General features: G+C 60.1%; 19 protein-coding genes. 9 read left to right on the forward strand and 10 right to left on the reverse strand.

Annotation, left to right across the window (positions count from 1 at the left end):
* Window positions 1-28: 28 nt before the first annotated feature.
* The 9 genes from bamA to rpsB all read right to left on the reverse strand — a co-directional run bounded on the left by bamA (window position 29) and on the right by rpsB (window position 9,880).
* The gene (gene bamA / locus D3879_RS19205) at window positions 29-2,425 is read right to left on the reverse strand and encodes an outer membrane protein assembly factor BamA (RefSeq protein ID WP_119955841.1); all 2,397 of its coding nucleotides are present in this window, start codon (window positions 2,423-2,425) and stop codon (window positions 29-31) included.
* 75 nt (window positions 2,426-2,500) lie between these two features.
* The gene (gene rseP, locus D3879_RS19210) at window positions 2,501-3,853 is read right to left on the reverse strand and encodes a sigma E protease regulator RseP (RefSeq protein ID WP_119955842.1); all 1,353 of its coding nucleotides are present in this window, start codon (window positions 3,851-3,853) and stop codon (window positions 2,501-2,503) included.
* A 14-nt stretch (window positions 3,854-3,867) separates the two neighbouring features.
* Window positions 3,868-5,058, reverse strand: coding sequence for a 1-deoxy-D-xylulose-5-phosphate reductoisomerase (gene ispC, locus D3879_RS19215; protein WP_119955843.1), 1,191 nt, complete (start codon window positions 5,056-5,058; stop codon window positions 3,868-3,870).
* Complete coding sequence (locus D3879_RS19220; protein WP_119955844.1) at window positions 5,055-5,876, reverse strand: phosphatidate cytidylyltransferase; 822 nt, start codon at window positions 5,874-5,876, stop codon at window positions 5,055-5,057. Before D3879_RS19220 ends, ispC begins: the two co-directional genes overlap by 4 nt.
* Window positions 5,870-6,631: a polyprenyl diphosphate synthase gene (uppS, locus tag D3879_RS19225; RefSeq protein ID WP_119955845.1), complete on the reverse strand. Its 762-nt coding sequence runs from the start codon at window positions 6,629-6,631 to the stop codon at window positions 5,870-5,872. Before uppS ends, D3879_RS19220 begins: the two co-directional genes overlap by 7 nt.
* A 14-nt stretch (window positions 6,632-6,645) precedes the next feature.
* A complete protein-coding gene (gene frr, locus D3879_RS19230; protein ID WP_119955846.1) occupies window positions 6,646-7,203 on the reverse strand; it encodes a ribosome recycling factor in 558 nt (185 codons plus the stop codon).
* Window positions 7,200-7,943, reverse strand: coding sequence for a UMP kinase (pyrH, locus tag D3879_RS19235; protein ID WP_119955847.1), 744 nt, complete (start codon window positions 7,941-7,943; stop codon window positions 7,200-7,202). Before pyrH ends, frr begins: the two co-directional genes overlap by 4 nt.
* Before the next feature lie 198 nt (window positions 7,944-8,141).
* The gene (tsf, locus tag D3879_RS19240; protein ID WP_119955848.1) at window positions 8,142-9,011 is read right to left on the reverse strand and encodes a translation elongation factor Ts; all 870 of its coding nucleotides are present in this window, start codon (window positions 9,009-9,011) and stop codon (window positions 8,142-8,144) included.
* A 125-nt stretch (window positions 9,012-9,136) separates the two neighbouring features.
* Window positions 9,137-9,880, reverse strand: a complete 744-nt coding sequence (rpsB, locus tag D3879_RS19245; RefSeq protein ID WP_119955849.1) for a 30S ribosomal protein S2 — start codon at window positions 9,878-9,880, stop codon at window positions 9,137-9,139.
* 370 nt (window positions 9,881-10,250) lie between these two features.
* Between rpsB and map the strand changes: the two genes are divergently transcribed.
* The 8 genes from map to D3879_RS19285 all read left to right on the forward strand — a co-directional run bounded on the left by map (window position 10,251) and on the right by D3879_RS19285 (window position 18,846).
* Window positions 10,251-11,033 carry a type I methionyl aminopeptidase gene (gene map, locus D3879_RS19250; RefSeq protein WP_119955850.1) on the forward strand — a complete coding sequence of 261 codons (783 nt, stop codon included), beginning with the start codon at window positions 10,251-10,253 and terminating at the stop codon, window positions 11,031-11,033.
* A 33-nt stretch (window positions 11,034-11,066) separates the two neighbouring features.
* Entirely contained in the window at window positions 11,067-13,769 is a 2,703-nt protein-coding gene (locus tag D3879_RS19255) for a [protein-PII] uridylyltransferase (RefSeq protein ID WP_119955851.1), read from the forward strand.
* Between the two features lie 98 nt (window positions 13,770-13,867).
* Complete coding sequence (gene dapC / locus D3879_RS19260; protein WP_119955852.1) at window positions 13,868-15,064, forward strand: succinyldiaminopimelate transaminase; 1,197 nt, start codon at window positions 13,868-13,870, stop codon at window positions 15,062-15,064.
* A 2-nt stretch (window positions 15,065-15,066) separates the two neighbouring features.
* Window positions 15,067-15,414: an ArsC family reductase gene (locus tag D3879_RS19265; protein ID WP_119955853.1), complete on the forward strand. Its 348-nt coding sequence runs from the start codon at window positions 15,067-15,069 to the stop codon at window positions 15,412-15,414.
* Window positions 15,415-15,417: 3 nt separating this feature from the next.
* Window positions 15,418-16,044 carry a LysE family translocator gene (locus D3879_RS19270; protein ID WP_119955854.1) on the forward strand — a complete coding sequence of 209 codons (627 nt, stop codon included), beginning with the start codon at window positions 15,418-15,420 and terminating at the stop codon, window positions 16,042-16,044.
* Window positions 16,045-16,075: 31 nt separating this feature from the next.
* Complete coding sequence (gene dapD, locus D3879_RS19275; RefSeq protein WP_119955855.1) at window positions 16,076-17,110, forward strand: 2,3,4,5-tetrahydropyridine-2,6-dicarboxylate N-succinyltransferase; 1,035 nt, start codon at window positions 16,076-16,078, stop codon at window positions 17,108-17,110.
* A 117-nt stretch (window positions 17,111-17,227) separates the two neighbouring features.
* Window positions 17,228-18,433 carry an aminotransferase class V-fold PLP-dependent enzyme gene (locus D3879_RS19280; RefSeq protein WP_119956360.1) on the forward strand — a complete coding sequence of 402 codons (1,206 nt, stop codon included), beginning with the start codon at window positions 17,228-17,230 and terminating at the stop codon, window positions 18,431-18,433.
* The gene (locus D3879_RS19285) at window positions 18,430-18,846 is read left to right on the forward strand and encodes a SufE family protein (protein ID WP_119955856.1); all 417 of its coding nucleotides are present in this window, start codon (window positions 18,430-18,432) and stop codon (window positions 18,844-18,846) included. Before D3879_RS19280 ends, D3879_RS19285 begins: the two co-directional genes overlap by 4 nt.
* Window positions 18,847-19,039: 193 nt before the next feature.
* On the opposite strand, the gene tcdA is transcribed toward D3879_RS19285, so the two are convergent.
* On the reverse strand, window positions 19,040-19,852 hold the full coding sequence (tcdA, locus tag D3879_RS19290; protein ID WP_119955857.1) for a tRNA cyclic N6-threonylcarbamoyladenosine(37) synthase TcdA: 813 nt from the start codon (window positions 19,850-19,852) through the stop codon (window positions 19,040-19,042).
* Between the two features lie 180 nt (window positions 19,853-20,032).
* Here tcdA and D3879_RS19295 point away from each other — a divergent pair, with 180 nt between their 5' ends.
* The gene (locus D3879_RS19295; protein ID WP_119955858.1) at window positions 20,033-21,184 is read left to right on the forward strand and encodes an iron-containing alcohol dehydrogenase; all 1,152 of its coding nucleotides are present in this window, start codon (window positions 20,033-20,035) and stop codon (window positions 21,182-21,184) included.
* Window positions 21,185-21,256: the final 72 nt, after the last annotated feature.

Consider the following 21,256-nt stretch of genomic DNA (forward strand, 5'->3'; position numbering starts at 1 on the left):
CCTGTTGTCGTTATGAATTATCAGACCGTTAGAACGTCTGACCGAGGGAGAACTGGAACACTTGGGTATCGGCATCATCCGGTTTCTTGACCGGCATGGCCAAGCTGAAGCTAAGCGGGCCCAGCGCGGTAATCCAGGTCAGACCAACACCAACAGAACTGGCCAGACTGTCCACACCGAGATCGCAGCCACTGTCGCCGCGATTCTTTTGGGTGGAACTGCAATTGGTATCGAAAACATTACCGACATCCCAAAACAACGAGGTCCGCAGGGAACGCTGATCCTTAACAAAAGGCATCGGGAACAACAACTCGACCCCACCCTGGATCAGCACATTACCACCGAAGGGTAGCGGATCTTGGTCAGGGTCGGTAAAGCGACCGGTAGAATCCGGGCCGGGAATGATATTGCCGTTGGCATCTCGCGCGACGCTTGGGGTGCTGCGCGGACCAAGGCTGCTATCCTCGAAACCGCGTACCGAGTTGAAACCGCCGGCATAGTAGTTCTCATAGAACGGCAAGCCGGAGGTAGAGCCGTAGCTATCGCCATAACCCAGCTCGGTATGGAAACGCATAGTGGTGGCCTTAGTCAGCGGCTGGAAGAGCTGACCACGGTAATCGAGCTTGAAGAACGAAAGGTCGCTACCCGGTACCGTACTCTCTAGTACCAAGCTCTGCGAATGGCCACGGGTAGCCAGCACGCCGCGGTTCAGGGTCGACTCGGACCAACCGGCCGAGGCCTTGAAGTTGAGATAGCTGTCACCTTCCTGCTCGAGGAAATTCAAGATCTCATCGACGGTGAAATCACCCGTTTTAATGTCATCCTGCTGCGCCGTCAGACCAAAAGTCAGACGCGAAGTCTCGCTAATCGGATAACCCACACTAACACCGCCACCCAGGCTATCTACCGCATAGCTGGAAACGTTGGTATCCAGCTCGTCGTAGTCAGTAGTCCGGTAGAAGGCGTTGTAACCCAAGCTAACGCCATCGACAGTCCAGTAGGGGTCGACGAAGCCAAAGTTGTATCGGGTCTGGTACTCGCTGCGAGTCAGACCAATGCTGACCTTGTTACCCGTACCCAGGAAGTTGTTCTGGCTGATCGAGCCGCCGAGGATCAGGCCAGCGTTCTGGGCAAAACCCACGCTGGCAGTGATAGAACCGGATGCTTGTTCCTCGACGCTGTAGTTCACGTCGACCTGGTCATCAGTACCTGGCACTTGCGGGGTTTCGACGTTGACCTCTTTAAAGAAGCCGAGACGCTCCAGGCGAGTCTTGGACTGGTCGATCAGGTAGGTAGAAGCCCAGCCGCCTTCCATCTGGCGCATTTCGCGGCGCAGGACTTCGTCTTCGGATTTGGTGTTGCCGCGGAAGTTGATGCGATTGACGTAGGCACGCTTACCCGGGTTAACCACAAACGTGATCGAAACCGTGTGGTCTTCGTCGTGCGCTTCCGGTACGCCATTCACGTTGGCGAAGGTATAGCCTTCGTTGCCCAGGCGACGGGTGATCAATTCAGAAGTGGTGGTCATCACCTTACGCGAGAACACCTGGCCTTCTTTGACCAGCAGCAACTTCTTGATCTCTTCCTCGGGGACCTTCAGGTCACCACTGAGTTTGACATCGCGCACACTGTACTTCTGCCCTTCATCAACGTTGACCGTGATGTAGACGTGTTTCTTATCCGGGGTAATGGACACCTGTGTGGAGGAGATATCCATATTGATGTAGCCGCGGTCCAAGTAATAGGAACGCAGGCGTTCCAAGTCACCGGAGAGTTTTTCGCGGGCGTACTTGTCATCGTTCTTGAAAAAAGACAACCAGTTGGTGGTCTTCAGCTCGAACAGATCGATCAGGTCTTCATCGGGGAAAACGCTATTGCCCACCACGTTGATGTGCTGGATAGCCGCGACTGTGCCTTCGTTGATATTGATCTTCAATGCCACGCGGTTGCGCGGCTGCGGAATCACTTCCGTTTCGATTTCTGCCGAGTAGCGGCCCTGAGCCACATACTGGCGCTGCAACTCGTTACGCACGCCTTCAAGCGTCGCGCGCTGGAAAATCTCGCCTTCCGACAGTCCCGACTGATTCAAGCCCTTGAGCAGGTCTTCACTGGTGATGGCCTTGTTGCCCTCGATCTCGATGCTGGAGATTGAAGGACGCTCTACCACGGTAATAACCAGTACATTGCCATCACGACCGAGCTGGATATCCTGGAAGAAACCGGTCTTGAACAGCGCGCGAGTAGCATCCACCAATTGTCGGTCATCCGCCTGCTCGCCAACATTGAGCGGCAAGGCACCAAACACGCTGCCCGCGGAAACCCGCTGCAGGCCGTTGACGCGAATATCGGAGATGGTGAAGGACTCGGCGTGAACTTCGGCGATCATCAGTGCGGCGAGCACCATAGGTAGCAGCAGACGTTTCATGAAGTCCTTTCTTATTTCCAACTGACGATAAAAAATCTGCCGCAAAAGGCGACAGATTTGTAATTCAGTAACGCGTTACAGTCGACTCAGGTCATTGACTATGGCAATCAGCATCAGCCCGACGACCAGACTAATACCGATCTGCATCCCCCACCCTTGCACTCGCTCTGACAAGGGGCGCCCACGCACCCACTCGATCAAATAAAACAGCAGATGCCCCCCATCTAGGACAGGAATCGGCAAAAGATTGAGAACCCCCAAACTGATGCTCAGATAGGCTAGGAAATTCAGAAAATCCCCTACCCCCGACTGGGCCGAAGCGCCCGCCACTTTAGCAATGGTTATCGGCCCGCTCAAGTTTTTTACCGAGAGCTCGCCGAAGAGCATTTTCTTTAGCGAATCAAGGGTCAAAACACTCATTGTCCAGGTGCGACTGAACCCCTCGCCCACCGCCTCCAAAGGCCCGAAGCTAACTTCGCGCAGCATCTCGGCCGGCCATTCGACGCCCTGCACCCCCGCCCCCAGGTAGCCGGTACGTGCCTTGCCTTCACCCCGCACCGCGAGTGTCAGCGACACTTCAAACCGTTGCCCAGCCCGCTCAACCGACAAAACAACGCGCTCAGCTGGACGCTGCCGCACCCGGTCGACCAACTGCTGCCAGTCATCCAGGGCTACGCTATCCACCGCCAGCAGACGATCGCCTATCTTGAGTCCTGCTGCTTGTGCCGGTCCTTCCGGATCCAGCTCAGCCAACACTGCCGGTACCGCCGGACGCCAAGGCCGAATACCCAGGGAGCCGATCGGATCAGGCTCCGCAACCCCCTTGAGCCAATCTCGCAGCACCACTTGATGCGGGCTTTCAATACTGGAGTCAGCCTCGCGCACCAGCAGATCAACCTTGCCGCTCTCACCCAAGCGGCGCACCAGCTGCAAGTTGACTGCAGCCCAACCTGCGGTCGGCTCGCCATCCACTGCAACGATTTCCTGCCCGGCCACCAGCCCGGCCTCAGCCGCAAGACTACCGATCTCGACCGCACCAATCACCGGCCGCACTTGTTGGCTGCCGAGCATGGCCAACACCCAGAAAAACACCAGCGCGAGAAGAAAATTAGCGATCGGGCCGGCTGCGACTATGGCAATCCGTTGCCGCACCGACTTGCGATTGAAGGCCTGAGACAGCTGCTCAGGGGGTACCTCGCCCTCGCGCTCATCCAGCATCTTGACGTAGCCACCCAGCGGAATGGCGGCAATAACGAATTCCGTACCCTGGCGATCATGCCAACGCAGCAACGGCGTGCCGAAGCCCACCGAGAAGCGCAGTACCTTCACACCGCAACGCCGGGCGACCCAGAAATGGCCGAACTCGTGAAAAGTAACCAGCACCCCAAGCGCAACCAAGAGGCCAAATACCATATAAAGCGTGCTCATCTACATCCTCCGGGCTAGCGCCCGTGGCGATTCAACCATTGCTCAGCCAGAGCGCGCGCCCTGGAATCTGCCGCCAACACGACATCTAGACTTTCGACCGCAACCGCCGGCTCAAAATTCAGCACTGCGTCGATGATACTCGCGATCTCAGGGAAACGAATGCGCCGCCCGAGAAAGGCAGCCACCGCCACCTCATTGGCCGCATTCAGCATCGCCGGAGCAGTGCCGCCGCACTCAGCAGCCTGACGCGCCAGACGCAGACAGGGGAAACGCAGTTCGTCGGGCGGCAAGAAATCCAGACGCGCGACACTGAACAGGTCCAGCGGCGCCACGCCAGAGTCAATCCGCTCCGGCCACGCCAACGCATGACTGATAGGTGTGCGCATATCCGGATTACCCAGCTGCGCCAGCACTGAGCCGTCGACATAATCGACCAGGGAGTGAATCACGCTCTGCGGGTGGATCACTACCTCCACCTGGGCAGGCTTGGCGTCGAACAACCAGCAGGCCTCGATCAACTCCAGGCCTTTGTTCATCATGCTCGCAGAGTCCACCGAAATCTTGCGCCCCATCGACCAGTTCGGATGGGCGCAGGCTTGCTCGGGTGACACCTGCTCCAGCTCGGCCAACGGGGTTTCGCGGAACGGCCCACCCGACGCGGTCAACAGAATCCGACGCACACCGACCGCACCGAGCCCACGGGCATAGTCGGTCGGCAGGCATTGGAAAATTGCATTGTGTTCGCTGTCGATCGGCAGCAGCACGGCGCCACTTTTGCGCACCGCCTGCATGAATAAAGCGCCGGACATCACCAGCGCTTCTTTATTGGCCAGTAAGACTTTTTTGCCCGCTTCAACCGCCGCCAAGGTTGGCTTGAGGCCGGCCGCCCCGACGATCGCGGCCATCACCGCATCCACTTCCGGATGCGCGGCAACTTCGCACAGCCCAGCCTCACCCACCAGCACCCGCGTAGTCAGACCTGCGGCCTGCAAACCACCTTGCAAGTGCCGCACCGCCTCAGCATCTGGTACCACCGCATAACGCGGACGATAGAGCAGGCACAAGGCCTCCAGCTCAGCCAGACGAGTAAAACCGCTCAAGGCGAAAACCCGATAACGCTCGGGATGACGGGAGATCACATCGAGAGTACTGAGACCGATGGAACCGGTAGCCCCCAGTACGGTGATCTGTTGCGGCCGGCTCACAGCGCGCGCCCACTCGCATCAAATAGCCAAAACAGTAGCGCGAATACCGGGATGGCCGCGGTCAGACTGTCGATGCGATCTAGCACGCCGCCGTGCCCCGGCAGCAGATTGCTGCTGTCTTTCAGCCCAGCCTGACGCTTGAACATGCTCTCGGTCAGATCACCGACCACCGAGACCAGCACCACCAATGCCGCACCGCCCAGACCCAGAACGAACTCATTGACCGACCAATCGCGGTAAACCCCAACCGCCGCAGTGATCAACAGACTGGCCAGCAGGCCACCGAACAGGCCTTCCCAGCTTTTGCCAGGGCTAACTTGCGGTGCCAGCTTGCGTTTGCCGAATGCCTTACCGGAGAAGTAGGCACCGATATCCGCCCCCCACACCAGCACCATCACCGACAGAATCAACCCGTTGGCCAGTGGCCACTGCTTGAGAAGCACCAAACCTTGCCAAGCCGGCAGTAAGATTAGTAGTCCGATCACCAACTTGGCGGGCGCACCCGCCCAATAGCGGCTACTAGACGGAAAGCTCAACACCAGTAGCGTGGCCAACAGCCACCAAACGATCGCTGCCAGCAATATCCAGGGGGCGAGCGCCGGCACCCGATAAAACAGATAGAGCAGAACAGCGACCAGCAGCGCGTAGCCAACACGGGCAGGCTGCGCCGAAAACCCGGCCAGACGCGCCCACTCCCAACCACCCAAGGTGACTACCGCGCCGATGAACAGAGCAAAAGCTCCGCCATCCAGCAGGAAGAACCCGCCTAGCGCGACGGGCAACAGCAGCAACGCCGTGATGATTCGTTGTTTCAACATTGAGCGCGAGCCTCGGCTGCCACTTGCTCACTGGTCTTACCGAAGCGACGTTGGCGGGTGGCATAATCGGCCAGTGCTTTGCGCATGGCTTCGTGTTTGAAATCCGGCCAAAACAAGTCGGAGAAATACAGCTCGGAGTAAGCCAACTGCCAGAGCAGGAAATTACTAATGCGGTGCTCACCGCCAGTCCGGATGCACAGATCCGGCAGCGGCAAGTCGCCGGTTGCGAGACAGGTTTGCAATAAACCAGGGGTTATATCTTCCGGCTGCAGATGACCCGCCTGAACCTCACGCGCCAAGCGTTGCGCAGCCTGCGCGATATCCCACTGACCACCATAGTTGGCGGCGACCTGCAGCACGAAGCGTTTATTTCCAGCTGTCAATGCCTCAGCCTCGCGCATCGCAGCTTGCAGCCCTGGGTGGAAGCGCGTGCGGTCACCGATGATACGCAGGCTGATGGCGTTTTCATTGAGCCTTTTCGCCTCACGGCGCAGCGCCGTCAGGAACAACTCCATCAACGCCCCCACCTCTTCGGCAGGTCGCTCCCAGTTTTCACTGGAGAAGGCGAACAGAGTCAGAACCTCGACACCCGCTTCGGCGCATACCTCAATCACCGCACGCACCGCATCGACGCCTGCTTTATGCCCGGCAATGCCGGGTAGCAGGCGTTTCTTCGCCCAGCGGTTATTACCATCCATGATGATTGCCACATGACGTGGCACTGCCGGAACCCCAGCTTTGACTTTCTTGTCCATGGCGATACTGGCCGTCAGACGGCCATCAGGTCCGCTTCTTTCTGCTTCACAGCCACTTCGATATCCGCCACGAACTTGTCTGTCAGCTTCTGGATATCATCTGCAGCACGACGTTCTTCGTCTTCGCTGATTTCTTTCTCTTTGACCAGCCCCTTGAGCTGACTCAGCGCATCGCGACGGATATTACGCACAGCCACACGGGCATCTTCCGCTGCGTCACGAGCCTGTTTGGTGAAGCCCTTGCGGGTCTCTTCAGTCAAGGCAGGCATCGAGATAAGAAGGAGCTCGCCCAGGTTCGTCGGGTTGAAGCCCAGACCGGAACTCTGGATAGCCTTGTCGACCGCCGCCAGCATATTGCGCTCGAAAGCCACCACTTGCAGGGTCTGGGAATCCTTGACGGTCACGTTTGCGACCTGATTCAGAGGTGTGTCGGCACCATAATAAGGCACCATTACCCCATCCAGAATGCTCGGATGCGCCTTGCCGGTACGAATTCGGCTGAAAGCATGAGCCAGCGATTCCAGGGTTTTCTTCATGCGCTCCTGCGCGTCTTTTTTGATCTCGTTGATCATTGCTCACCCTCCTCGATCAGAGTTCCTTCAGCGCCACCCACCACGATATTCAGCAGGGCGCCTGGCTTATTCATATTGAAGACCCGCAACGGCATCTTGTGATCGCGGCACAGACAGATGGCCGTCAGGTCCATCACGCCCAGTTTGCGATCCAACACTTCGTCATAGGTCAAATGGTCGAATTTTTCTGCATGAGGGTCTTTAAAGGGATCGGCGGTGTAGACGCCATCGACCTTAGTCGCTTTCAACACCACGTCCGCATCAATTTCGATGGCGCGCAGACAAGCTGCGGAGTCCGTAGTGAAAAAAGGATTACCCGTACCTGCAGCGAAGATCACCACATCACCCGAGTTCAGATGACGGATACCTTTACGGCGATCATAGTGATCAGTCACCCCCACCATGGAGATGGCCGACATGACAATGGCGGGGATATTCGAGCGCTCCAGCGCATCGCGCATGGCCAAGGCGTTCATCACCGTCGCCAGCATACCCATGTGGTCGCCGGTTACGCGATCCATGCCGGCCGCGCTCAAAGCGGCGCCGCGGAACAGATTACCACCGCCAATAACCAGACCAACCTGCACGCCGATACCAACCAGTTGGCCGACTTCCAACGCCATGCGATCCAGCACCTTCGGATCAATACCGAAGTCTTCCGAACCCATCAGGGCCTCGCCGCTAAGTTTGAGCAGAATGCGTTTGTAGCGAGGTTGGCGACCACTCACCTGCTGGGCCATGCGTGTCTCTCCTGCGGCGTTTGAATTCTGAGCAGGCTAATGCAGCCTGCATTGATCGAGCGCTTGGACAGCACTCCAGGCATTTGGTGCTGGACAATGCACCAATACCGCTAACACATGCAATTTGTCGCCCTAGTTTGACAAAGAGGCTGCGCGCGTAAGCGGGCAGCCTCTTCGGGGCGACAGCTTGAAACCGTCTTACTGCTTGCTTGCAGCCAGCTGTGCAGCTACTTCGGCAGCGAAGTCGACTTCGCCCTTGTCGATGCCTTCACCCACTTCGAAGCGTGTGAAGGAAACGATTTCGGCGCCAGCTTTCTTGGCCAGATCGCCAATCTTGACTTCAGGATCCTTAACGAAAGGCTGCCCAACCAGGCTCGCTTCAGCGAGAAACTTCTGGATACGGCCTGCAACCATTTTCTCAACGATTTCAGCCGGCTTGCCTTTGATCTTGTCCTCGTTCAAAGCCAGGAAAATTTCTTTTTCCTTGGCAACGGTTTCTGCGGAAACCTGAGTCGGATCGAGGAACTGCGGGTTGCTCGCCGCAACGTGCATGGCGATATCTTTTGCCAACTCGACGCTGCCGCCTTTCAGAGCAACCAGAACACCGATGCGATGGCCGTGCAGGTAAGAACCAACCACGTCAGCCTCAACGCTGGTCAGGCGACGGATATTGACGTTCTCGCCAACCTTCGAGACCAGAGCCAGACGCGCTTCTTCCTGAGCAGCAATCAGCGGAGCCGCGTCAGTCATTTGCTCAGCGAAAGCCTTATTGACGCTGCTGCTGACGAATGCTTTGAAGTCATCCTGAAGAGCCAGGAAGTCGGTCTGCGAGTTGACTTCGATGATCACGGCGCGCTTGTTGTCTTCGGCAACGCGCACAGCGATCGAGCCTTCGGCAGCGATGTTGCCGGCTTTCTTGGCTGCCTTGATAGCACCAGCGGCACGCATGTCGTCGATTGCTTTTTCAATGTCGCCGCCAGCAGCGGTCAACGCTTTCTTGCAATCCATCATGCCCTGGCCAGTGCGCTCACGCAGTTCTTTAACCAACGCTGCAGTAATCTCTGCCATTTTCGAAATCCTCTTGGATAGGTCTTCAACCATTCCACCCGGCGGACCGGGCGATCAATTCTAAGGTGGCAAAAAGGGGGCCTAGCCCCCTTTTTGCGTACCGAGTGACGCTAGACGCCTTCTACTCAGCCTTCAGCTTGCTCAGCAGCCGGAGCCTGCTCGACGAACTCGTCAGTGCCGCCAGCAGCATTGCTGCGACCGCGAACAACGGCGTCAGCCATGGCACCCATGTACAGCTGAATGGCGCGAATGGCGTCATCGTTGCCTGGGATGATGTAGTCCACACCTTCCGGGCTGCTGTTGGTATCGACGATGCCGATAACCGGGATACCAAGCTTGTTAGCTTCGGTGATTGCAATGCGCTCGTGATCAACGTCGATTACGAACAGGGCATCAGGCAGGCCGCCCATGTCCTTGATACCACCCAGGCTGCGATCCAGTTTTTCCAGATCACGGCTGCGCATCAGCGCTTCTTTCTTGGTCAGTTTGGTGAAAGTGCCGTCTTGGGACTGGATTTCCAGTTCACGCAGGCGCTTGATCGACTGACGGATGGTCTTGTAGTTGGTCAGCATGCCGCCCAACCAGCGGTGATCGACGAACGGCGAGCCGCAGCGAGCAGCTTCTTCGCGCACGATCTTGCCAGCGGAACGCTTGGTGCCGACGAACAGAATTTTGTTTTTGCCCGAAGCCAGCTTCTCAACGAAGGACAGAGCCTCATTGAACATCGGCAGGGTTTTTTCGAGGTTGATGATGTGAATCTTGTTACGCGCACCGAAAATGAACTTGCCCATTTTCGGGTTCCAGTAACGGGTCTGGTGGCCGAAGTGCACACCGGCCTTCAACATATCGCGCATATTGACTTGGGACATGATAGTTCCTTAATAAGTCGGGTTAGGCCTCCACGCATCCCAATGACCAACCCCCAGCGTTAGCTGAGAGGCACCCAGGCCACCGTGTCGATACGTGTGTGGGTTTAAGCTTTTCAGGCTGGAGCCCGGAAAGCGGCGCATTTTATATCACAGAAGATGGCGAAACGAAACCAGCAGTAACGAGCAACCGAGAATGTTTGCTCCTTATCGGTGCCAATAAAGCAGCCCCAAATGCAACAGCCGCCGCCCGACATCACACATCTATATGCCGCAGGAATCACTGCGTTGTGCTTAGTTTCCCGAAGGGGTCTGCTAGAATCGCGCTTTCCTGTATTTTTGCCTTGCGCCTGTGTGCGCCGAGAGAGTTCGCATGACCGTCACCATCAAGACGCCCGAGGAAATCGAAAAAATGCGCGTTGCCGGCCGCCTGGCTGGTGAAGTGCTGGAGATGATCGGCGAGTACGTCAAACCTGGCGTCACCACCGAGGAACTGGATCGCATCTGCCACGACTACATCGTCAACGTGCAGCAGGCCATCCCGGCACCCCTCAACTATAAAGGCTTCCCCAAGTCGATCTGCACCTCGATCAACCATGTGGTTTGCCATGGCATCCCGAATGAGAAGCCACTGAAGGACGGCGATGTGCTGAACATCGACATCACCGTGATCAAGGATGGCTACCACGGCGACACCAGCAAGATGTTCATGGTCGGCAAGGTCAGCGAGTGGGCCGAAAAACTCGCCCGCATCACCCAAGAGTGCATGTACAAGGGCATTGAGTTGGTTCGCCCGGGCGCCCGCCTCGGTGATATTGGCGAAGTGATCCAGAAGCACGCCGAGAAAAACGGTTACTCGGTGGTTCGCGAATACTGTGGCCACGGCATCGGCAAGGTGTTCCACGAGGAGCCGCAGGTCCTGCACTACGGCCGTGCCGGCACCGGCATGGAGCTGAAAGAAGGCATGACCTTCACCATCGAGCCGATGATCAACCAAGGCCGCGCGGAAACCCGCCTACTGGGCGACGGCTGGACCGCCATCACCAAGGACCGCAAACTCTCCGCACAGTGGGAGCACACCGTATTGGTGACCGCTACTGGCTACGAGATATTCACCCTGCGCCACGATGACAGCATCCCGCGCACTTCGGCCTGATAGGCCGCTCGCACTATAAAGGAAGGCTGCTGCATGCCGCAGGTGGATCCCGAGTTGTTCGACCGCGGACAGTTCCAAGCGGAACTGGCCTTGAAGTCCAGCCCAATCGCTGCATTCAAGAAAGCGATCCGTCGAGTTCACGAAGTGCTCGACGCCCGCTTCAAGAGCGGCCGGGATATTCGTCGCCTGGTGGAAGACCGCGCCTGGTGCGTCGACCAAATCCTGCGCGAAGCCTGGGCGCGATTCGACTGGAGCCGCGAGGCCGACATCGCCCTGCTGGCGGTCGGCGGCTATGGCCGCGGCGAGCTGCACCCTTACTCGGACATCGACTTGCTGATCCTGCTCGATAGCGCCGATCACGAGACCTTTCGCGAGCCGATCGAGCGCTTCCTCACCCTGCTCTGGGATATCGGCCTGGAAGTCGGCCAGAGCGTGCGTTCGATAGATGAGTGCGTCGAAGAGGCCCGTGCCGACCTGACGGTGATCACCAACCTGATGGAAAGCCGCACCATCGCCGGCCCAGAGCACCTGCGCCAGCGCATGCTGGAAGTCACCAGCAACTCACAAATGTGGCCGAGCAAGAACTTTTTCTTGGCCAAGCGTGAGGAACAGCGCGCCCGTCACGGCAAATACAACGACACCGAGTACAACCTCGAACCCAACGTCAAAGGCTCGCCCGGCGGCCTACGCGATATCCAGACCATCCTCTGGGTCGCGCGCCGACATTTCGGCACGCTCAACCTGCACGCGATGGTCGGCCAGGGCTTCCTGCTGGAAAGCGAGTACGCCCTGCTCGCCTCCTCCCAGGAGTTCCTCTGGAAGGTGCGCTACGCCCTGCACATGCTGGCTGGCCGCGCCGAAGACCGCCTGCTGTTCGATCACCAGCGCAGCATCGCCGGCCTGCTCGGTTTCGAAGACAGCAACAGCAAGCTTGCCATCGAACGCTTTATGCAGAAGTACTACCGGGTGGTGATGAGCATCGCCGAGCTGAGCGAACTGATCGTCCAGCACTTCGAAGAGGTGATCCTGCGCACCGGCGAAACCAGTCAGGCGCAACCGTTGAATAGCCGCTTCCAGCTGCGCGACGGCTATATCGAAGTCACTCATCCGAACGTCTTCAAGCGCACGCCGTTCGCGCTACTGGAAATCTTCGTGCTGATGGCTCAGCACCCGGAGATCAAAGGGGTACGCGCCGACACCATCCGCCTGCTGCGCGACCACCGACACCTGATCGACGCTGAGTTTCGCAACGACATTCGCAATACCAGCCTGTTTATCGAGCTGTTCAAGTGCGAGATCGGCATTCACCGCAACCTGCGGCGGATGAACCGCTACGGTATCCTCGGCCGCTATTTGCCCGAGTTCGGCGACATCATCGGGCAGATGCAGCACGACCTGTTCCATATCTATACGGTCGATGCGCACACCCTGAACCTGATCAAACACCTGCGCAAACTGCAATACACGCCGATCTCGGAGAAGTTTCCGCTGGCCAGCAAGCTCATGGGCAGGCTGCCCAAGCCGGAGCTGATCTACCTGGCCGGTCTGTACCACGACATCGGCAAGGGCCGTGGTGGCGACCACTCGGAGCTGGGCGCGGTGGATGCGGAAGCTTTCTGCCAACGCCATCAACTGCCGACCTGGGACAGCCGGCTGATCGTCTGGCTGGTGCAGAACCACCTGGTGATGTCGACCACCGCCCAACGCAAGGATCTGTCCGACCCGCAGGTGATCCACGACTTCGCCCAACTGGTCGGCGACCAGACGCGCCTGGATTACCTCTATGTGCTGACGGTGTCCGATATCAACGCCACCAACCCCAGCCTGTGGAACTCCTGGCGCGCCAGCCTGCTGCGCCAGCTGTATACCGAGACCAAGCGCGCCCTGCGCCGCGGCCTGGAACACCCGGTCGACCGCGAAGAGCAGATCCGCCAGACGCAAAGCGCGGCGCTGGACATTCTGGTGCGTAGCGGCACCGACCCGGACGATGCCGAACAGCTCTGGTCGCAGCTCGGCGATGACTACTTCCTGCGACATACCGCTGGCGATGTCGTCTGGCATACCGATGCGATCTTGCAGCACAGCGCGAGCCACGACCCGCTGGTGCTGATCAAGGAAACCACCCAGCGCGAGTTCGAGGGCGGCACGCAGATCTTCATTTATGCGCCGGACCAGCACGACTTCTTCGCCGTGACCGTAGCGGCCATGGATCAGCTCAACCTGAACATTCACGATGCGCGGGTGATCACCTCCACCAGCCAGTTCACCCTCGACACCTATATCGTGCTCGACGCCGATGGCGGCTCGATTGGCGACAACCCGGCGCGGATCAAAGAGATTCGCCAAGGTCTGGTCGATGCACTGAAGAATCCGGATGACTACCGGACGATCATCCAGCGCCGCGTACCACGCCAACTCAAGCACTTCGCCTTTGCCCCGCAAGTGACCATTTCCAACGATGCGCAGCGCCCGGTGACCGTGCTCGAGCTGATCTCCCCCGACCGCCCTGGCCTGCTGGCGCGGATCGGCAAGATCTTTCTCGACTTCGATTTGTCGCTGCAAAATGCCAAGATCGCCACGCTCGGCGAGCGCGTAGAAGACGTGTTCTTCGTCACCGACGCGCACAATCACCCCCTGTCAGACCCGGAGCTGTGTGCTCGTCTGCAGGAAGCGATCATCAAGCAGCTGTCTGACGCCGACGGCGAGAAAATCGAATTGTCACGTATCAGTATCTAGCTCGAACTCTAGGGTGCGATCAGGCCAACGGCCGCATTGCACCGAATTTGATCCACCGGCGGCGCACTGCGCTGCGCTTATTATTGACGCCCGACACCATGAATGACGCACTGAAGCAACTGCAGCCATACCCCTTCGAAAAACTCCGCGCCCTGCTGGCCGGCGCCCAACCGCCGGCAGGCAAGTCACCGATCGCCCTGTCGATTGGCGAGCCGAAGCACCGCTCGCCGGCCTTTGTCGCTGAAGCGCTGGCCAGCAACCTCGAACAACTGGCGGTCTACCCGACCACTCTGGGTATCCCGGCCTTGCGTGAAGCCATCGCCCGCTGGTGCACACGGCGCTTCGACCTGCCGGCCGGCTGGCTAGATGCCGCGCGGCATGTGCTGCCGGTCAACGGCACCCGTGAAGCGCTGTTCGCCTTCACCCAGACCGTGGTGCAGCGCCGCGACGACGCGTTGGTGGTCAGCCCCAACCCGTTCTATCAGATCTATGAAGGCGCCGCGTTGCTCGCCGGTGCGCAGCCGCACTACCTGGCGTGTCTGAGCGAGAACGGCTTCAATCCGGATTTCGACGCAGTGCCCGCCGAAATCTGGCAGCGCTGCCAGATTCTGTTCCTCTGCTCGCCGGGCAACCCCACCGGTGCGCTGATCCCGCTGGCAACCCTGAAAAAGCTGATCCAGCTGGCCGACCAGTACGACTTCGTGATCGCTGCCGACGAGTGTTACAGCGAGTTGTACTTCGACGAACAGAATCCGCCCGCCGGGCTGCTGAGCGCCTGCGCGGCGCTGGGCCGCAGCGATTTTGCCCGCTGCGTGGTCTTTCACAGCCTGTCCAAGCGCTCCAACCTGCCGGGCCTGCGCTCAGGGTTTGTCGCCGGCGACGCCGACATTTTGAAATCTTTCCTGCTGTACCGTACCTACCACGGCTGCGCCATGCCGGTACAAACCCAGCAGGCCAGCGTCGCCGCCTGGAACGACGAAGCGCATGTCCGCGCCAACCGCGACCTGTACCGCGAAAAGTATGACGCCGTGCTGGATATCCTCGCCCCGGTGCTGGACGTGCAACGCCCGGATGGCGGCTTCTACCTGTGGGCGAAAACGCCCATCGACGATGCCGAGTTCACCCGCGAGCTGTTCGCCCGCGAGCACGTGACCGTAGTGCCTGGCTCCTACCTGTCACGCGAAGTCGCTGGCTTCAATCCAGGTGCCGGCCGCGTGCGCATGGCCCTCGTAGCGCCGCTGGCGGAATGCGTCGAAGCCGCCAAACGTGTCCGCGATTTTGTTAAAGGTCTTTGAACATGAGCATCACGCTGTACGGCATCAAAGCCTGCGACACGATGAAAAAAGCCCGCACCTGGCTCGACGAGCAAGGTGTCAGCTATGCCTTCCACGACTACAAAAGCCTCGGTATCGACCGCGGCAGCCTGACCAAGTGGTGCGCCGAACACGGCTGGGAAAGCGTGCTGAACCGTGCCGGCACGACCTTCCGCAAGCTGAGCGACGCGCAGAAAGCCGATCTCGACCAACGCAAAGCCATCGAGTTGATGGTCGCCCAGCCGTCGATGATCAAGCGCCCGGTACTCGACCTCGGCACCAGAACCTTGCTCGGCTTCAAGCCGGACAACTACGCTGCGGCGTTCGAGTAAGCCATGGATCTCGCCGCCTGGGCCTTGTTCATCCCCGCCTGCTTTGCGCTGAATATGGCGCCGGGACCGAACAACTTGCTGTCGCTGAACAACGCCGCGCGCCAGGGTCTGCGCATTGCCTGCACGGCGGGGTTGGGCCGCCTGCTGGCCTTCAGCGGCATGTTGACCCTGGCGGCCTCGGGCCTGGCTCTGGTACTGCAAGCTTCCGCCATGCTGTTCCTGGCGATCAAACTGCTCGGCGCGGCCTATCTGTTCTGGCTGGCCGTACAACTCTGGCGCGCGACGCCGGCTGCGCTGGAAAACGCTGCGGACAGCCCCCAGCTATCGCTCTGGCGCCTGACACGCCAAGAGTTCTGGGTCGCGGCCGGCAACCCCAAGGCGATCCTGATTTTCACCGCCTTTCTGCCGCAGTTCGTCAATCCGCAGCAGCCGGTTGCCGCGCAGTTCGCCGCACTCGGCGTCGCTTTCCTGCTGCTGGAATGGCTGGCCATCGGCCTGTATTCCCTGGCCGGGCTGCACCTCGGCCGCCTGCTCGCCGGCCCACGGGCCCGGCGCTTATTTAACCGTGGCTGCGCCGCCCTGTTGGGCAGCGCCGGTCTGGGGCTGTTGCTCAGTCGCCGACCCGCCTGATCCATCCGACTATTTTGCAAGAGGAAAAAACATGACCAACTCCCTGTTCAGCCTGGCCTTCGGCGTCGGCACCCAAAATCGTCAAGGCAACTGGCTCGAGGTGTTCTACGCCCAACCGCTGCTGAACCCGTCCGCCGAACTGGTAACCAAAGTCACGGGAAAGCTGAACTACACCGGCGGCAATCAGGCGATCAGCTTCAGCACCAGCCAAGCCACCGAGCTGGCTGATTTGCTGAAGAGCGTCGATTCGGTCCAGGCCGCACTGCTGACCCGACTGGCCGAAAGTCACCGGCCGCTGGTCGCCACCCTGATCGCCGAGGACGCAGCGCTGACCTCCACGCCTGAGGCTTACCTCAAGCTGCACCTGCTCTCGCATCGCCTGGTCAAGCCGCATGGCCTGAACCTCGCCGGGATCTTCCCGCTGCTGCCGAACGTGGCCTGGACCAGCCAGGGTGCCGTAGACCTGGCTGAACTGGCCGAGCGCCAGTTGGAAGCACGCCTGAAAGGTGAGCTGCTAGAAGTCTTCTCGGTGGACAAGTTCCCGAAAATGACCGACTACGTGGTGCCGGCTGGCGTCCGCTTGGCCGACAGCGCGCGCATTCGCCTGGGTGCCTATGTGGGTGAAGGCACTACCGTGATGCACGAGGGCTTTATCAACTTCAACGCCGGGACCGCCGGCCCGGGCATGATCGAAGGTCGCGTCTCCGCTGGCGTATTCGTCGGCAAGGGCTCGGACCTGGGTGGTGGCTGCTCGACCATGGGTACCCTGTCCGGCGGCGGCAATATTGTCATCGCGGTCGGCGAAGGCTGCCTGATCGGCGCCAATGCCGGCATCGGCATTCCCTTGGGTGACCGCAACACCGTCGAGTCCGGCCTGTACATCACCGCCGGCACCAAGGTGGCGCTGCTGGACGATAAGAACCAACTGGTGAAAGTGCTCAAGGCCCGCGAATTGGCCGGCCAGCCCGACCTGCTGTTCCGCCGCAACTCGCAAACCGGCGCCGTCGAGTGCAAGACGCACAAGTCCGCCATCGAGCTGAACGCAGCCCTGCACGCACACAACTAACAGGTCGCAACAGACGTAGGGTGGGTCAGGCCGAAGGCCGTGACCCACCACCCATGAGCCAAACGACCAATGGTGGGTTACGTCGCTGGCACGGCTAACCCACCCTACGGATTCGATATGTCCCTATCCTCCCCCTGGCGTGCGGATTTCCCGGCGCTCGCCGCCCTTGAAGCCGAAGGCCAGACCTATCTGGACAGCGCGGCCACGGCGCAAAAACCGCAGGCTGTGCTCGACGCCCTGCTCGGCTACTACGCCAAGGGCGCCGCCAATGTTCATCGTGCCCAGCATCTGCCCGGCGAACGCGCGACCCGCGCCTTCGAGGACACACGAACGAAACTCGCCCACTGGCTAAATGCCGCCAGCCCGCATGAGATCGTCTTCACCCGCGGCGCCACCGAAGCCTTGAATCTGCTGGCCTATGGGCTGGAGGAGCAGTTCCAGCCTGACGATGAAATAGTCATCAGCGCCCTGGAGCACCACGCCAATCTGCTGCCCTGGCAGCAACTGGCGCTGCGCCGCGGCCTTAAATTGCGGGTATTACCACTGGATCCAAGCGGGCTGATCGACCTGCAAGCCGCACAGCAGCTGATCGGCCCGCGCACCCGCCTGCTCGCCGTCAGTCAATTGTCGAACGTGCTCGGCGGCTGGCAACCCTTGAACGAACTGCTCGCCCTGGCCAACGCTCAAGGCGCGCTGACGGTGGTGGACGGTGCCCAAGGTGTGGTGCATGGCCGGCATGACCTGCAGGCTACGGGCTGCGACTTCTACGTGCTATCCAGCCACAAGCTCTACGGCCCGGACGGGGTTGGCGTGCTCTATGGCCGTGCCACAGCCCTGCAGCAGCTCAAGCCTTGGCAATTTGGCGGTGAGATGGTTATGCAGGCCGACTATGCCTCTGCCAAGTTCCGCCCAGCGCCCCTCGGCTTCGAAGCCGGTACTCCGGCGATTGCCGGGGTGATCGGCCTTGGCGCCACACTCGACTACCTGAGCGGCCAGGATGCGACGGCAATCGCCCGCCACGAGGCCTCGCTGCACGCCGAATTGTTGGCGGGCCTGGCTGCCCGTGACGGCGTTCGTCTGCTCGGTGAGCCACAAGTGGCATTGGCCAGCTTCGTGATCGAAGGCGTACACAGCGCCGACCTGGCGCATTTGCTCACCGAACAAGGTATAGCCGTGCGCGCCGGCCACCACTGCGCCATGCCACTGCTGAAAAGTCTCGGTCTGCCGGGGGCGATTCGTGTGTCGCTCGGTCTGTATAACGATGGCAGCGATCTAGAGCGTTTCTTCAGTGCCCTCGATCAAGCCCTGGGGCTGTTGCGATGAGCTTGCCGGACGCAGCCAAGAGCGCATTGCAAGCCTTTACCCAGCCCGGCAGCTGGGAACAACGGGCGCGCTTGTTGATGCAATGGGGCGAGCAGCTACAAGCACTAGACGACAACCAGCACAGTGACGAATACCGCGTGCACGGCTGTGAAAGCCAAGTCTGGCTGGTCGGGACAGTGCAGGATGGCCGTTGGCAATTCCGCGCGACCAGCGACGCGCGACTGATCCGTGGCCTGCTGGCGCTACTGCTGGCACGGGTCAACGGTTTGTCGGCGGCCGAGCTGGCGACCGTAGATCTGGCGGATTGGTTCACTCAGCTGGGCCTGGCCCGCCACCTATCACCCTCGCGCAGCAATGGCCTGAATGCGGTGCTGCAACGGATGCGTGAGCTGGCCAGTGGACCGAGCGGTTGATTCGCTGACCTATCGCTGTATCCGTAGGCTGGGTAGAGCCGTTTTTGGCGAAACCCAGCTCATACCCCGCTGGGTTTCATGAGGTGCATCCATGCACCTTGCCATACGGGCAGCTAAAGCTGTGCAAAACGGCTTTCCTGTCGTTTTGTCGCTGCGCTCTACCCAGCCTACGGTCTAGATCTTCAACAGGTTCTTACGACTGAGCGCTTTGCCGCTCCGCCGGGCGGCGCGCGCCGGCCACCAACTTGTCCACCGCCTTGGCCGCGGCGACCATACCGAAGGTCGCGGTCACCATCATCACCGCGCCAAAACCGCCGGCGCAGTCGAGCTTGACCCCTTCCCCGACAAAACCCTTCTGCAAGCAAATACCGCCATCCGGCTTCGGGTAGCGCAGTTGCTCGCTGGAAAACACGCAGGGCACGCTGTAGTGGCGGCCCGGCGTGCGCGAAAAACCATAATCGCGGCGCAAGGTCGAGCGCACCGAGGAGGCCAGCGGGTCGTTGAAGGTCTTGTTGAGGTCGCCGACCTGGATCAGCGTTGGGTCGATCTGCCCGCCGGCGCCGCCGGTGGTGATGATCTGAATCTTGCGGCGTTTGCACCAGGAGATCAGCGCGGCCTTGGCCGCGACGCTGTCGATGCAGTCGATCACGCAATCCATATTCGGCGTGATGTACCCGGCCATGGTCTCGCGGGTGACGAAATCGCTGACCGCATGCACCACGCAGGCTGGGTTGATGGCGCGAATGCGCTCAGCCATCACCTCGACCTTGGGCTGACCGATGGCCCCTTGCAGCGCATGAATCTGCCGATTGGTGTTTGTCATGCAGACGTCATCCAGATCGAACAGCGAAATCTCACCGACGCCACTGCGGGCCAAGGCTTCCGCGGCCCAGGAGCCGACACCGCCGATCCCCACCACCGCCACATGGGCAGCCGCCAGTCGCGCCAGGCCGGCCTGACCATAAAGCCGGGCGACACCGCCAAATCGTTGCTCGTCTGCACTCATCACCACACCTCAGCTTTGCCTTACCCGTCATCTGCGCCTTGCCAGTCATCTTCAAAGCAGGCCGGCGCGCATTATAGGAAGGCACGCCGCCCGCCCCAAGTCTTCTGCATAGCTGGCCAGCTGTTTTTCTACGGGCGGCTAACGCTATAGTCTGCTGCATAACGATAAGAGGAGTTGGCCATGCGTAACTTCAGTTTCTATAACCCGACCAAGATCCACTTCGGCGAAGGCCAGATCGCCAAGCTCAGCAGGGAAATCCCCGCTGGCAGCCGGGTGCTGGTCACCCACGGCGGCGGTAGCATCTTCCAGAACGGCGTCTGGGCGCAGGTAGAAGCAGCGCTGGCCGGCTACAGCATCAGCCGCTTCGGCGGCATCGAAGCCAATCCGCAATTCGACACCCTGGTCCGGGCGGTAGAACAGGGCAAGGCCGAGCAGTGCGACTTTATTCTCGCGGTCGGCGGCGGCTCGGTGATCGACGGCAGCAAATTCATCGCAGCGGCGCTGTGTTATGCCGGCGAGCCCCTCGATCTGCTCACCGGTACCCGCGTGCAAGCCGCGCTGCCGTTGGGTTGCGTGCTGACCCTCGCGGCGACCGGTTCGGAGAGCAACCCGCATGGGGTGGTCACCCATGTGGCACGCCAGGAGAAACTGGGGTTCTCCAGCGCACTGCTCTACCCGCGCTTCGCCATACTCGATCCACGTACCACCTTCAGCCTGCCGACCAGGCAGATCGGCAACGGCGTGGTAGATGCCTTCGTGCATACCATCGAGCAATACCTGACCTTCCCCGTCGATGCGCCGCTGCAAGACCGCTATGCCGAAAGCCTGCTGCAAACCCTGATCGAGGAAGGCCCGAAAGCGCTGGCCGCCCCCGAGGACTACAACGTCCGCGCCAACCTGATGTGGTGCGCCACCCAGGCGCTGAATGGCTTGCTCGGCTGCGGCGTACCTCAAGACTGGGCGACCCACATGATCGGTCATGAGCTGACCGCGCTGTATCACCTGGATCACGCACAAACCCTGGCCGTGGTGCTGCCAGCCTTGCTGGCCGAGCGCCGCGACAGCAAGCGCGCCAAGCTGTTGCAATATGCCGCGCGGGTCTGGCAGATCGAGCAAGGCGACGAGGAGCAACGGATCGACGCGGCTATCGCCGCCACCCGCACGTTCTTCCAACGCATGGGTGTGCCGACCAGTCTGTCCGAGCACGGCCTGGGCGCCGAGGTTATTCCACACGTACTGGCCCAATTGGAGCGGCATAAGATGGTCACGCTGGGTGAGCAACGCGATATCGACCTGGCGGTCAGCGAGCGTATTCTTCTGAGAGCGCTGTGAAGCCTGAGTAACTGTGACCGTCTGCAGGCAGCAGCAGACGGCCGGCGAATAGCCCGCCCAGCGAACTTCTGC

This window comes from Pseudomonas cavernicola, assembly GCF_003596405.1.
Taxonomy (GTDB): domain Bacteria; phylum Pseudomonadota; class Gammaproteobacteria; order Pseudomonadales; family Pseudomonadaceae; genus Aquipseudomonas; species Aquipseudomonas cavernicola.